The organism is Rahnella inusitata (assembly GCF_003263515.1).
Taxonomy (GTDB): domain Bacteria; phylum Pseudomonadota; class Gammaproteobacteria; order Enterobacterales; family Enterobacteriaceae; genus Rahnella; species Rahnella inusitata.
The window spans coordinates 24,401-38,391 of sequence record NZ_JYDE01000025.1 but is presented as its reverse complement, the minus strand read 5'-3'; the positions used below and the strand labels follow the sequence as shown (position 1 = coordinate 38,391).

Genomic DNA, 13,991 nt, shown 5'->3' with positions numbered 1-13,991 from the left:
AAAAAAAGCCCGCACTGGTTAGGTGCGGGCTTTTTTTCTTTTTTCCTGTACGCGTCAGCCCGCCCCGTTACCTGTGGTATCGGTGGTGGTAATAATTGTTGTGTTCAGGCTGATGATTCGCATTTTTATTTTCTGTCTGTCTTAGAGTTTTTACGCTGTCTGCCTCTATTAGCTAAAGCATAAGGCACAACAAGTCAATTTTTTTCTGATTTTACACCGTCAGCCATCGGCGGTACAAAATGAACAATCCGCTGCATTTAAAAATAATTCCAGCGCAATTCACAGGGATGAACGCATCTAGCGGAACATTACACTGCCTGAAAGAAAAAAGCCCTCACATCATGAGTTCAGCTTTTTTTCGATGTCATGCAGCAAAGTATGCAGCATGGCGGCATCCCGCTGCTCTAAAAGTCCGAGCCGCTGCTGCACCCAGTCGGCCAGTTTTTGGTCATCTTCTGCGCCGACATTTTGCAGTAACCGGCCTACTCTGGAACGCAACGCGTTTAGCTGCCCGGCCTCGGCATTTTCAGGACGCACGGCGGCAACCTGATTGAGTGATGACAGCTGATAGCAGAACACCATCACCGCCTGCCCCAGGTTCAATGAAGGATAATCCGCCACCATCGGCACGCCGGTCAGAATATCGGCCAGCTCCAGCTCTTCGTTGGTCAGCCCGGAATCTTCACGACCGAACACCAGCGCCGCATGATTCACCCAGTGGCTTTTCTCTTCAAGCTGCGTCAGCAATTGCGGAGGCGTGCAGTAGTAGTGGAAACGGGCGCGGCTGCGGGCCGTGGTCGCCACGGTGAAATCGATATCGACCAGCGCATCGGCCAGCGTCGCGAAATGCCGGGCATTTTGCAGGATTTCCTGCGAGCCGTGCGCGACCCAGCCGGCTTCAGGTTTGAGATGTGCTTCACTGTCGACGATACGCAAAGATGCGAAGCCCATGGTTTTCATGGCACGCGCCGCCGCCCCAACATTTTCAGGGCGCGCAGGGGAAACCAAAATAATATGAAGTTGCATGTCGTACCTTCGAAAAGAGTGAGAAAGAAATTGTCGTGTGTTGTTCAGCGATGAATTTTTATCCTGCGCCAGAACCTATTCAACGCTTATATTATTCACAAGAACTTAACAGCCGACCTAATATATTCATCCATTTTATCGGAAAACCTTAGCTGACAGGTAAAAAAGCGGCTGGCGCTGTTAAGCAAAGCTCATGTAAATTTAAATCAATGTTTTTCATAGGGATATATAATACCGCCCATGGTCATTTTCTCATTTATCTGCGCTTACTTCTGGATTTGCTGAATCGTGTACAATAATGGACGAAATGTGACTCAAGCGTGCATTCTTATAAGCGTTTTTCACGTTTCTGTTACCGTGCTACAATTGAACTTGATATATGTCAACAAATCGTAGTTTTGTTGGGTGGTAATTTCGGCACTCGCTGTTATATTGCTGTTAATAAGGTTAGGATGTGCGCCGCTTTAGGACCACGTGGAACTGCAGAAAGTGGAATCCCTGACCAAGCTTGCGATGTGGTTGCCGTTAATGGAAATTGCATCGAGAACGCATTTACGTACTTTAGTCATGTAACGAGTGAGATAGCCTGTAAGCTGTCGAATTTCATCGGGATAACAAGGACTTCTGTACTCCTATTTTCTATTTGTTGGCAATCTTAGGTAGCAATCATGCAGACCCCACATATTCTGATCGTCGAAGACGAGTTAGTGACACGTAATACGTTAAAGAGCATTTTCGAAGCCGAAGGCTACATGGTACATGAAGCCAATGATGGCGCAGAAATGCACCACATCCTGTCCGAAAATGACATCAATCTGGTGATCATGGACATCAACCTGCCAGGCAAAAATGGCCTGCTGCTGGCGCGCGAACTGCGTGAACAAGCCAGCGTAGCACTGATGTTCCTGACTGGCCGCGACAACGAAGTCGATAAAATTCTGGGCCTTGAAATCGGCGCTGATGATTACATCACCAAGCCATTCAACCCGCGTGAGCTGACTATCCGCGCTCGCAACCTGCTTTCCCGCACGATGAACCTGGGTACTACCGGTGAAGAACGTCGTCTGGTTGAAAGCTACAAATTCAATGGCTGGGAATTAGATATCAACAGCCGTTCACTGGTCAGCCCGCAGGGCGAGCAATACAAGTTACCACGCAGTGAATTCCGCGCCATGCTGCACTTCTGCGAAAACCCGGGCAAGATCCAAACCCGTGGCGATCTGCTGAAGAAAATGACTGGCCGCGAACTGAAACCACATGACCGTACCGTGGACGTCACGATCCGCCGCATTCGTAAACACTTCGAAGCGACGCCTGATACACCGGAAATCATCGCCACCATTCACGGCGAAGGCTACCGTTTCTGTGGCGATCTGGAAGACTGATCCCACCGACGCACGCAGAGGGTTGCCAACCGTTCTGTTGCAGAGTGAGTCAACGTGAAAGGCCAGCGAAAGCTGGCCTTTTCTTTTATGCGATATCTTGCAGGAAAAATACGCTGACTTACGGTGCCGGATGACCCCACGGAATGATCGGCACGGCACTCAGCGCGTTTTTCGGTGAGCCATCCACGACTTTGTCGGAATAGCTCAGGTAAATAAGTGCGTTACGTTTCTCATCATAAAAACGCACCACCTGGAGCTTTTTAAACACCAGAGACGTGCGTTTCTGAAATACGACCGTACCTTTGTCCTGGCCCTGCTTAATCTTATCGCTTAATTCGATAGGCCCAACCTGCTGGCAGGAAATCGCTGCGTCGGACGTATCTTCTGCCAGGCCCAGCCCTCCCTTAATACCGCCGGTTTTTGCACGGCTGATATAACAGGTTACATTTTTAATATCAGGATCATCAAAGGCCTCAACCACGATTTTGTGATCCGGACCGAAGAGTTTGAAAACCGTATCCACCGATCCCACTTGCTCAGCATGGGCTGTGCCAGAACAAAAAACAAACATCCCAAAAACAAAAATCCAACACTTATTCATTAAGTTACTCCACGTCATGAACATGACGTTGTTTTTTAAAGAAACCCCATTCAGAAAGCGTGTATTCACACTTTTGGAATGAAATACTCTGTAACACCTGTAAATAGCACAGATAGCCAAAAAATTCTTAAGAAGTCTTATCAGTAAAAAGTTGCTATTATGCTGGCCATCATTCTGTGCATTTATCTTAGCTCAACGAGGACGATCTATGGATCAAGCAGGAATCATTCGTGACCTTCTTAGCTGGTTAGAAACCCATTTAGACCAGCCTTTGTCACTCGACAATGTCGCCGCCAAGGCGGGCTATTCCAAGTGGCACCTGCAACGAATGTTTAAAGATGTCACTAATAATGCCATCGGTGCGTATATCCGTGCCCGTCGTCTCTCCAAAGCGGCTGTCGCACTGCGCCTGACCAGCCGCCCGATTTTAGATATTGCCCTTCAGTACCGTTTTGACTCGCAACAAACGTTTACCCGGGCTTTCAAAAAGCAGTTTGCACAGACTCCCGCACTGTATCGTCGTGCTGAAGACTGGCATTCCTTCGGCATTTGTCCGCCGATCCGCCTCGGTGCGTTTATTCTGCCGCAGCCTGAGTATATCTCACTGCCAGAACAACATCTGATTGGGATGACGCAGAGCTACGCCTGTACGCTGGAGCAAATTACCACGTACCGTAACGAAATGCGCCGTCACTTCTGGCGTCAGTACATTGGCGAAGCGAAAACGCTGCCGCCGATCTTGTACGGCCTGCACCATTCTCGTCCAAGCCAGGAAAAGGATGATGAGCAGGAAGTGATGTACACCACGGCGCTGGAACCGAATCATTTGCCGGAAAACGTCGAAGGTCAGCCGATTGTGTTGCAGGAAGGGGAATATGCCATGTTCCACTACCACGGCACGCCTGAGCATTTACAGGAATTCATTCTGACCTTGTACAGCACCTGTTTACCGACGCTGAAACTGACACGCAGAAAGGGACAGGACATCGAACGCTTCTACACTAATGGCCGCGCGCCGGGTACGACGCCGACCGAAGTAGAGTGTGATTACCTGATCCCAATCCGGCGCTAATACCTTCGGGTATTAGCGCTGTAATTCGTCCAGTGCGGGCTGATCCAGATGTGAGATATCGCCCGCTGTTTCAACAATCCAGCCACTCGCCAGCCAGGCGCTTTCCTGATGATCGACCCGCGACAGCGAGCAGTTACGCAGGCGCAGACGACGCTCAGCATAAGCAGGCAACCCCAGGATCGTACTGATAAGACTGCCCAGCGCAATCCCGTGGCTCACCAGCAGAGGTTTACTGCCCGCGGGCAGTTCCAGACAACTGTCGAGCGCGGCGCGCATGCGCGTGGCCAGCTCGGTCATTGTTTCACCTTCCGGAATACGTCCTTTTGGCGAACCGTCCACCATCTGCTTGCGCCAGACCTCTTCCTGCTCGGTCAGTCCATCCAGAATGCGCTCTTCGAGTACGCCCATATGCAGCTCGCGCAGGCGCGGTTCCTCGATCACTTCACAGCCGCAGGCATCAGCGATAATCTGCGCGGTGTGACGGGTACGCCCCAAATCACTGGTGATGACATGTGTGATCCCTTCTTTGCGCACACGCTCCGCCACCTGACGGGCCTGAAAAAGACCTTTTGCCGTTAAAGGGCTGTCTGACTGCCCCTGAATACGGCGCGCTGCGTTCCATTCTGTTTCGCCATGACGGACGAGATATACCTGTAACATGTGTGTTTTCCGTTATACTGCGTGAAATTTGCTAAAGGATGCTAAAACTCTATGTACCATGTTGTCGCTGCAACCACTAACCCGGCAAAGATCAAAGCTATCGCCATGGCTTTTGAAGATATTTTCGGCGCTGAGGCATTTCGCATCGAAGGCGTTGACGTCGACAGTGGTGTTCCCAATCAGCCCATCGGCAGCAACGAAACCCGCACCGGCGCACGTCACCGCGTGATCGGCGCACGTCAGGTTCGCCCGGAAGCTGACTTCTGGGTCGGCGTTGAAGCCGGTATCGAAGACAATATGACATTCGCATGGATGGTGATTGAAAACATGCACCAGCGCGGCGAATCCCGTTCAGCCAGCCTGATGTTACCTGAAATCATTTTACAGGGAATTAACCAGGGCAGTGAACTGGGTGATGAGATGGAAAAGCTGACGGGTATCGCAGAAGTGAAACGCAAAGGCGGTGCCATTGGCGTGTTTACAGCAGGAAAACTCACCCGCACCAGTGTTTATCATCAGGCTCTGGTACTGGCGTTAGCACCCTTCCATAATTCGGTGTATCAGATCCGAGCGCAAACTCACTAAATTTAAGCCCAAAACGGACGCATCAGTCGTCCGTTTTGTTTGTCGATGACGTGTCCGTCAACAGTTGCTCTCCCAGCCAGGCTTTCAGCGGTGCCGGTGCGGTCTTCAGACCGTTAGAACCGCGCGTGATCGTGGCGATCCCTGCACCTAACTGGCTTTTCAGCTCCCGCTGACTCATCTCTCCGCGCATCAGCTCCTGAATAATCCGCACCCGCGTACCCAGCGCCGCACGCTCGTCGGGCGTCAGAAGCAGTTGCAGCAAATCCTGATGCAAATTTTCAGCAAAAGATTGCTGTAGCAGTGCCAGAAAGCACTGCCAGTCCTCATTGCCTTGTTGGGAAAGAGCAGGGTCATTGAGCGGTCGTTGAGTCATGTTAGGCTGCCATACTATTGAACTAGTACAGCAGCTTAACATAGACAACCGGAGATCAGTAACGCCTCTGCCATTCGGCATCCGTCAAAATCTTGGCGGGTTGATGTAAAAAGTAACGATAAAACGCATCATATGCCAACACATTTTTAACATATCGGCGCGTTTCAGAGAAAGGGATACTCTCGATGAAAGCCACGGAATCCACTCTGCCCGCGCTGTTACCCAGCCAGGTGTTCACACGTGACGGACCGGCATTATAGGCAGCACTGGCCAAAATTCGGTTGCGGCCAAACATCTGATAGACATATTCCAGATAGCTGGTGCCGATGGTTATGTTCATCTGCGGATCGAGCAGCTGCGCCGGATTGCTGTAACCCTGCAGGCTGAACATATCCACCGTATGCTGCGCGGTGGCAGGCATCACCTGCATCAGACCGGCTGCGCCCACCGGCGAGCGGGCTTTCGGATTCCACGCACTTTCCTGACGGGCAATCGCCATCGCATAGCTTTGGGTAATACCTTTATCATTGGTTGCACGGCGGAATTCATCCGGCCACGCCAGCGGGAAACGCTCTTCCAGATAATCCCACAGCTTGCCGGTGATGGTCGCCTGCACACTCAGATCGGGCCATTTCTGCTCGAAAGCATAACGCGCCAGCGCCGACTGCTGTGTTTCACTGCGACTGCTCACCAGATAGCTCCACTCGGTGCGCGCCAGATTATCCATCTGCCAGTACATCAGCTCACGCACGCGTGCCACTTCCGGCAGCTTGCCGATGCTGGCATCCGGTTTGGCGGCGACAGAAATCTGCATCGGGTACGCGATATTCAGCTTTTGCGCGGCCGCCATCGGGTAGAAACCACGGCCTTTCATTAACGTTCGCAGCATCGCCTCGCCCTGCGATTTCTGACCTTTATCGATCATCACCGACGCACGCCAGTACTGCCATTCGTCTTCCTCCAAAGCCTCCGACGGCAAACGATCCAGCCACTGGCTTAATCCCTGACGATCGCCTGCGGCCAGCGCCATGCGGATACGACGTTCGACCAGCGTGGTGGAATGGCTGCGCAGAATCACGTTGTCGCGCCATGCCGCCTGTTCCGGGGTCACATCGCTACCCATATAGCGCCAGGCAACGGCTTCTTCCAGTTCCAGACGATCGCTGTCGCTCATTTTCTGCAAGCGCGCCAGCACCGGGATCATCGAGCGCGCATTTTCTGAATCATCGCGTGCGATGCGGGCGAATGTGATGCTGGTGGCATTACGGGTAAAATCGGTCGGCCCGACGCTGCGCGCAAAGCTTTCAATGGTGTTCGGGTTGTTTTGCAGATCCAGCAGCGCATCACGCATGGTCTGGTAATCCGGCGGCAGCTGTTTGGCGAGGAAATTCACCAGATTGGTATTCCCGGCTTTCATCGCCAGGCCAATTCGCTGCAACGTGGTCAGTGCGGTTTGGTTACCGGCTCCCTGCCAGACGCTGAACAGCTTGTCGCAGGCGTTCGGCAACGATGTGCCGGTGAGCCAGATGTCTTTTGCACCATCGAAGGCGGTTTTCTGATCGCCGGTCACCCATTTGGCGTAATAGAAGTTACAACGCGCAGCGACCGGTTTCGGTGCCTGCGGGCTGAAGGAGAGTAAACTGTTCCAGTCCTGACGGTTCGCCAGCTCGTTCACGAAACGGGCAGGTAAAGAGCGCGCAGGCGGTAATGTCGGATTAGCTTTCACGAAAGCATTGATCTGAGCCGGCGTCGCTTCGCCCAAATTTTGCGTCAGCTGGCGGTACTCCAGATAAGGATAAAGCGGATAGTCTTCCAGCGTCGGCATCAGCTGACTGACGACGTCCATCTGGTTGCTGTCCCACGCCTGTTTAATCTGCATGTAGTGCTGACGCTGTGCGTCGAGGGAATCTGCCTTCGCCGCGCCCGACGCCGTCACCAGCAACACGCTCATTGCCAGCGAGTACCACTTGTCCACCTTGACCATACTTACCTTTATCCTCGCGGGTTGTCTTTCTTACTGCGCAGATTGCACAGATATAACGCTACAGACGCTCTGATTTTCATGTCGAAACTGTTCTACGTACTGTAGACCTCGCCTACGCTAATCGATTCATTTTTAAAATTGAAGTAATGCCGCCGTGACATCACAAACTTTACACAGTGTGGTGCATACGTTGGATGCTTACCAGACATCCCGGGACGTTTTTACATTGGCTGCATAATGACCTTATTATTAACAGGTGAATTAAAATATTCTTAGGATTATTCGCGATAAAAGATAGCAACCTTACTATCACAATTATAATAGATGCACTGACAAACCTGATTTTTGTTTACGCTAATTTACTTAATTAATTACTTCCTAAACAAAGGTTAAATGAAAAGTTAAAAATACAGATAATCCTAATTTCTATAATTTATTGTTTTTAAAAGACAAAAATATTAAAAACCCACGTAACAAAGTATTTCTTAACTCAGATCAAAACCGCTTTCCCGTATTAAATTATCATCTCCCCCATATTGTAAAAGCGGCTTGATATTTCCCGCAATTACTCTGATGAATTAATAAATCTGCGACACTCTTTTAATCGCTTATGGAAAACGTTATGAATCCTTCATCACCTGTTGTGAAAACCAATGCCAGTCCTTCCTCTTCAACTTCGCCAGAAAACAAAACCTGGTATCAGCTGAGCGGTAAAGAAGCCATGCTACGTTTGGGCACAGACGAAAATGGTCTGAGCCCTCAGGACGCCACTCAGCGTCTGAATGAATATGGCCCAAATGCCCTGCCGGAAAAACAAACCAAAAGCGCGCTGATGCGTTTTCTGGCGCACTTTAATGATGTCCTGATTTATATCCTGCTGGCCGCGGCGGTTGTGACCGGCGCGATGGGACACTGGGTTGATACCTTTGTGATCCTGGGTGTGGCGGTCGTCAACGCGCTGATCGGCTTTTTGCAAGAAAACAGCGCAGAGAAGTCACTGAAAAGTATTCAGAATATGCTGTCAAGCCAGGCCGTCGTCCTGCGCGACGGACAAGTGCAAACGATCAATGCTGACCAGCTGGTGCCCGGTGATATCGTGCAGCTGCGTCCGGGCGACAAGATCCCGGCTGATCTGCGCATCATCAGCGCCCACAATCTGCAGGTCGAAGAAGCGATCCTGACCGGCGAATCCACCGTCGTCACCAAAAACGCCCACGTCATTGACGGCGAAGTGATGATTGGTGACCGCCACAATCTGCTGTTCTCCGGCACAATGATAAGCGGCGGAACCGCATCCGGTGTGGTTTACGCCACCGGTAAAGAAACTGAACTCGGCCACATCAACCAGATGATGTCTGAGATTAAGCCGCAGCGTACCCCGCTGTTGCAGCAAATCGATAAACTGGGCAAAGGCATTTTCGCCCTGATTTTACTGATGATGGCGTTCCTGTTCGTTTTCGCCTTCATCCTGCGTGATATGCCACTCGGCGAACTGCTGCTGTCGCTAATCAGTCTGGCGGTCGCCTCCGTACCGGAAGGTTTACCGGCGATTATCTCGATTATTCTGTCCCTGGGCGTCCAGTCGATGGCACGAAATCACGCCATCATCCGCAAGCTGCCGACCGTCGAAACCCTCGGATCCATGACCGTCATTTGCTCGGATAAAACCGGCACACTGACGATGAATGAAATGACCGTCAAGGCCGTGATCCTGGCCGACCACGTCTACAACGTCGAAGGCGAAAGCTACCAGCCAAAAGGCCGTATTGTTGATGCCGTGACGCAGCAGCAGATCGATGTCATTAACACGCCGGTGCTCAACACCTTTATCACCGCCGTGGATATCTGTAACGACAGCCAGCTGATGCAGGACGACAAAGGCCACTGGGGCATCACTGGCGGACCAACCTCCGGCGCGCTGAAAGTGCTGGCGGCAAAATCAAACCTGAATACCGGCAAAATTGAGCCGCTGGACAAAATCCCGTTCGACTCCAAACACAAATACATGTCCACGCTGCAACGCATTAACGGCAAAACGCAGCTGTTTTTGACCGGCGCACCGGATGTGCTGTTCTCGCTGGCGAAATTTGAGCTGACTGAAGACGGCATCAAACCTTTCCGCCGCGAGTACTGGGAAGAGGAAATGGCGCGCTATGCCCGTCAGGGCCTGCGCATGGTTGCCGCAGCGTTCAAAGATGAGCCTCAAATTAACGGCGATTTGCACCATGACGATTTGCAGGACGGTCTGATTTTCGCCGGTATCGCCGGAATGATGGATCCGCCGCGTCCGGAAGCGATTGATGCGATTGCCCAGTGCCAGCAGGCTGGGATCCGCGTCAAAATGATCACCGGTGACCATCAGGAAACCGCAATGGCTATCGGCAAAATGCTGGGTATCGGCAACAGCGGCGATTCCATCACCGGCTACCAGCTGGAGCACATGGACGACGCAGAACTGGCGGTCGCCGCCAGCCAGTACGACATCTTCGCCCGCACCAGTCCTGAGCATAAACTGCGTCTGGTGAAAGCCTTGCAGGACACCGGCGAAGTTGTCGGCATGACCGGCGACGGTGTGAACGATGCGCCTGCGCTGAAACAGGCCGACGTCGGCATCGCAATGGGCATCAAAGGCACTGAAGTCACCAAAGAAGCGGCTGATATGGTGCTGACTGATGACAACTTCGCGACCATCGCCAGCGCAGTGAAAGAGGGGCGTCGTGTTTATGACAACCTGAAGAAAACCATCCTGTTTATTCTGCCAACTAACCTCGCGCAGGGCCTGCTGATTATTCTGGCAATTCTGGCCGGTGCGGTGATCCCGCTGACGCCGGTGCAGATCCTCTGGATGAACATGGCCACCTCGACCACGCTTTCCTTCGGTCTGGCCTTCGAGCCGGCAGAGAAAGGCATGATGCGTCGCCGTCCGCGCGCACCGGGTCAACATGTTCTCGATCTGTACTCGGTCTGGCGTATCGCGTTCGTCGGTATCCTGATTGCCTGCAGCGCCTTTATCCTTGAAGCCTGGATGCAGCCGCGCGGCTACAGCAGCGACCTTATCCGCACCGTGCTGTTGCAGACGCTGGTCACCGCGCAGTGGGTCTACATGTTTAACTGTCGCGTAATGGACCGTTTCCCGCTGACCCGCGAAGTGTTCGTCAACAAAGGTCTGTGGGTGGTCTCCGCCGTGTTGCTGGTGTTGCAGCTGGCGATTATTTACCTGCCGGTGATGAACAGCCTGTTCGGCACCGTGCCAATGCCACTGAAATTCTGGGGCATTACGCTGGTGGTCGGGGCGATGATTTTCGTCATCGTCGAAATGGAGAAATGGCTGGTGAACCGCTTTATCCGCAAGAAAGTCTGACGTTTACGCAAACTGCCGGGCTATGTTCTGTAGCCCGGTTTTTTTTCTCAAAAATATGACAAATTCTGAAACATTACGGTCACACAGGCTCATTTCGTCTCAAATTTCTCACAAAACATCCCAAAGCCCGCACAACTGATTTACATCAACCCGCCCCCGACTTATTACTCTGCCCAAGGGTATTCCCGCACACAGTTTTTTCAGTATTGCCGCTTACCGGCAATTTTCAGGGTACGCCCCACAGATTCAAAAGCCGGTCACATAACAACGAGCTCTTTCTGCACCAGCAGATTCAGGGAGCCAAAAATAGGTAACGCATGATGTCATCGCTCATTGTAGATAAATGCTATTACACGCAACTGGCATTGCAGTCGCTATTGCAACTGAACGGACAACACCAGAAAGATATTCTTTCGCTTAAGGACATCAGCGAGCTGCAAACCGCCTGCAAGTCACTCACACCTGAAATCATCTTTGTAAATGAAGACTGCTTTATGTCGGATGTGCGGTCGGGGCAGGCGCTGAAAGCCGTCATCAATGCCCGTCCCGATACGCTGTTTTTTGTGTTCATTTCCAAAGATAACCTCAACTATCAGAACTATGTGCCAATCCGGCGCAACGTGATCATTGTGTCGAAATCGATCCGCACCACGACGATTTACCAGCTGATCGCCCATAACCTGCAACTCTCCCGCGCGATCGAAATCGGCGTGCCGTTAGATCTTACGCCGGTCAGCCTGAGCCGCACCGAGTTCAGCATTCTGAAAATGTGGATGTCAGGTCTGGATACGCAGAACATTTCGCAGCATCTGAATATCAAGCAAAAGACCGTGGCCTCGCACAAAGGCAATATCAAACGCAAAGTCAAAACCCAAAATAAACAGGCGATTTATCATGTTGTTAAACTCACTGACATCCTGACTTCCGGCATGTTTGTTGGCCGCCCCCGCCCGCTGCGCCCTGCCAGTGAATCCGGGGAAATCATGGGTTCCTGTTGGTGAAAAACGTTAAGCCTCCCCCTTCTCCGGTAACATTCTCGCCTTACTGTGAAGCTGATGGTTGGGAACACGACTGAAACACGCTAAACTTGCCGGTCGGAACCCTTATCAGTCATGCCGCAGTCAGGCGGGGCTGGCTTATTTCGCCGCAGCGCCCGTTGGATCAGGAACTCTGGTCTGGCACACACGCGCGGTCCGCAGAGAAAGAGGCTCAAAACAACGTGGCTCAATACGTATATTCCATGCACCGCCTCGGCAAAGTTGTTCCGCCGAAGCGTCATATTCTTAAGAACATCTCCCTGAGTTTCTTCCCTGGCGCCAAAATCGGTGTTCTGGGTCTGAACGGCTCAGGTAAATCTACGCTTTTGCGCATCATGGCGGGTATTGATACCGACATCGAAGGTGAAGCGCGCCCACAACCGGATCTTAAAATCGGCTATCTGCCGCAGGAACCGCAGCTGAACATGGAACACACCGTGCGTGAGTCCGTGGAAGAAGCCGTTTCCGAAGTCGTTGGCGCGTTAAAACGTCTCGATGAGGTCTATACACTGTATGCCGATCCTGACGCTGATTTCGACAAACTGGCCGCCGAACAGGGCCGTCTGGAAGAGATCATTCAGGCGCATGACGGCCACAACCTTAACAGCCAGCTGGAACGCGCCGCCGATGCGCTGCGTCTGGCCGACTGGGACGCGAAAGTCGCGACCCTCTCAGGGGGCGAACGCCGCCGTGTGGCACTGTGCCGCCTGTTGCTGGAAAAACCAGACATGCTGCTGCTCGACGAACCTACCAACCACCTGGATGCAGAATCCGTGGCATGGCTGGAACGTTTCCTGCACGATTTCGAAGGCACCGTTGTGGCGATCACCCATGACCGTTACTTCCTCGATAACGTAGCCGGATGGATCCTGGAGCTTGACCGCGGTGAAGGTATTCCGTGGGAAGGTAACTATTCCAGCTGGCTGGAACAGAAAGATGAACGTCTGGCGCAGGAAGCTTCTTCTGAAGCGGCTCGTCGTAAATCTATCGAGAAAGAGCTGGAATGGGTACGTCAGGGCGCAAAAGGCCGTCAGTCTAAAGGCAAGGCCCGTCTGGCACGCTTTGAAGAACTGAACAGCACCGAATACCAGAAACGTAACGAAACCAACGAACTGTTCATTCCACCGGGTCCACGCCTTGGCGACAAAGTCGTTGAAGTGAAAAACCTGAGCAAGTCTTACGGCGACCGTGTGCTGATCGATGATTTGTCCTTCACCGTGCCAAAAGGCGCGATTGTCGGGATCATCGGTCCGAACGGCGCGGGTAAATCCACGCTGTTCCGCATGATGTCAGGTCAGGAAGCACCGAACGCCGGTACCATCGAGCTGGGTGATACGGTGAAACTGGCGTCCGTCGATCAGTTCCGTGATTCCATGGACAACAGCAAAACCGTGTGGGAAGAAGTGTCCGGTGGTCAGGACATCATGCGCATCGGTACCACTGAAATGCCAAGCCGCGCCTACGTTGGCCGCTTTAACTTCAAAGGTGTTGATCAGGGCAAACGCGTTGGCGAACTGTCCGGTGGTGAGCGTGGTCGTCTGCATCTGGCTAAACTGCTGCAGGTTGGCGGTAACATGTTGCTGCTCGATGAACCGACCAACGACCTGGATATCGAAACCCTCCGCGCGCTGGAAAACGCCTTGCTGGAATTCCCAGGCTGCGCCATGGTCATTTCCCATGACCGCTGGTTCCTCGACCGCATCGCGACCCACATCCTCGATTATCAGGATGAAGGCAAAGTGGAATTCTTCGAAGGTAACTTCACCGAATACGAAGAATACAAAAAACGGACTTTAGGTGCTGAAGCGTTAGAGCCAAAACGCATCAAGTACAAGAAAATCATCAAGTAATCTTCTTACTTATGCTTTTCAGCGAAGGCCCGGAAACGGGCCTTTTTTATGTCTGTC

At 52.2% G+C, this 13,991-nt stretch carries 12 protein-coding genes and 1 other annotated feature (1 of these 13 cut by a window edge); of the genes, 6 read left to right on the top strand and 6 right to left on the bottom strand.

The features are described 5' to 3' along the window. Window positions 1-116: a sequence feature (Thr leader region), on the bottom strand; it reaches 2 nt to the left of the window's first position. Together thrL and TU92_RS15900 are read right to left on the bottom strand one after the other, a co-directional pair. After that, window positions 55-123, bottom strand: a complete 69-nt coding sequence (thrL, locus tag TU92_RS15905; protein WP_071823645.1) for a thr operon leader peptide — start codon at window positions 121-123, stop codon at window positions 55-57. It overlaps the preceding feature by 62 nt. Before the next feature lie 216 nt (window positions 124-339). Then, window positions 340-1,026: a tRNA/rRNA methyltransferase gene (locus tag TU92_RS15900; protein ID WP_112168193.1), complete on the bottom strand. Its 687-nt coding sequence runs from the start codon at window positions 1,024-1,026 to the stop codon at window positions 340-342. Between the two features lie 668 nt (window positions 1,027-1,694). On the opposite strand from TU92_RS15900, the gene arcA reads away from it, so the two are divergent. Then, on the top strand, window positions 1,695-2,411 hold the full coding sequence (arcA, locus tag TU92_RS15895; protein WP_112168192.1) for a two-component system response regulator ArcA: 717 nt from the start codon (window positions 1,695-1,697) through the stop codon (window positions 2,409-2,411). Between the two features lie 118 nt (window positions 2,412-2,529). On the opposite strand, the gene creA is transcribed toward arcA, so the two are convergent. Further along, entirely contained in the window at window positions 2,530-3,012 is a 483-nt protein-coding gene (gene creA, locus TU92_RS15890; RefSeq protein WP_112168191.1) for a protein CreA, read from the bottom strand. Between the two features lie 208 nt (window positions 3,013-3,220). Between creA and robA the strand changes: the two genes are divergently transcribed. Continuing rightward, the gene (gene robA, locus TU92_RS15885; protein ID WP_112168190.1) at window positions 3,221-4,084 is read left to right on the top strand and encodes an MDR efflux pump AcrAB transcriptional activator RobA; all 864 of its coding nucleotides are present in this window, start codon (window positions 3,221-3,223) and stop codon (window positions 4,082-4,084) included. Window positions 4,085-4,096: 12 nt separating this feature from the next. On the opposite strand, the gene gpmB is transcribed toward robA, so the two are convergent. After that, window positions 4,097-4,744 carry a 2,3-diphosphoglycerate-dependent phosphoglycerate mutase GpmB gene (gene gpmB / locus TU92_RS15880; RefSeq protein ID WP_112168189.1) on the bottom strand — a complete coding sequence of 216 codons (648 nt, stop codon included), beginning with the start codon at window positions 4,742-4,744 and terminating at the stop codon, window positions 4,097-4,099. Window positions 4,745-4,795: 51 nt separating this feature from the next. Here gpmB and yjjX point away from each other — a divergent pair, with 51 nt between their 5' ends. Then, window positions 4,796-5,329 carry an inosine/xanthosine triphosphatase gene (gene yjjX, locus TU92_RS15875; protein ID WP_112168188.1) on the top strand — a complete coding sequence of 178 codons (534 nt, stop codon included), beginning with the start codon at window positions 4,796-4,798 and terminating at the stop codon, window positions 5,327-5,329. 22 nt (window positions 5,330-5,351) lie between these two features. Here the strand turns inward: yjjX and trpR are convergent, their stop codons facing one another. Both trpR and sltY read right to left on the bottom strand, forming a co-directional pair. Continuing rightward, entirely contained in the window at window positions 5,352-5,702 is a 351-nt protein-coding gene (gene trpR / locus TU92_RS15870; protein ID WP_112168187.1) for a trp operon repressor, read from the bottom strand. A gap of 55 nt (window positions 5,703-5,757) precedes the next feature. Next, window positions 5,758-7,677: a murein transglycosylase gene (gene sltY / locus TU92_RS15865; RefSeq protein WP_208640449.1), complete on the bottom strand. Its 1,920-nt coding sequence runs from the start codon at window positions 7,675-7,677 to the stop codon at window positions 5,758-5,760. Between the two features lie 631 nt (window positions 7,678-8,308). On the opposite strand from sltY, the gene TU92_RS15860 reads away from it, so the two are divergent. The 3 genes from TU92_RS15860 (at window position 8,309) to ettA (ending at window position 13,934) form a co-directional block, all read left to right on the top strand. Continuing rightward, window positions 8,309-11,047, top strand: a complete 2,739-nt coding sequence (locus tag TU92_RS15860) for a cation-transporting P-type ATPase (protein WP_112168185.1) — start codon at window positions 8,309-8,311, stop codon at window positions 11,045-11,047. A gap of 320 nt (window positions 11,048-11,367) precedes the next feature. Further along, window positions 11,368-12,048: a transcriptional regulator RcsA gene (gene rcsA / locus TU92_RS15855; RefSeq protein ID WP_112168184.1), complete on the top strand. Its 681-nt coding sequence runs from the start codon at window positions 11,368-11,370 to the stop codon at window positions 12,046-12,048. Window positions 12,049-12,266: 218 nt separating this feature from the next. Further along, the gene (gene ettA / locus TU92_RS15850; RefSeq protein WP_112168231.1) at window positions 12,267-13,934 is read left to right on the top strand and encodes an energy-dependent translational throttle protein EttA; all 1,668 of its coding nucleotides are present in this window, start codon (window positions 12,267-12,269) and stop codon (window positions 13,932-13,934) included. The last annotated feature ends 57 nt before the right edge of the window (window positions 13,935-13,991 follow it).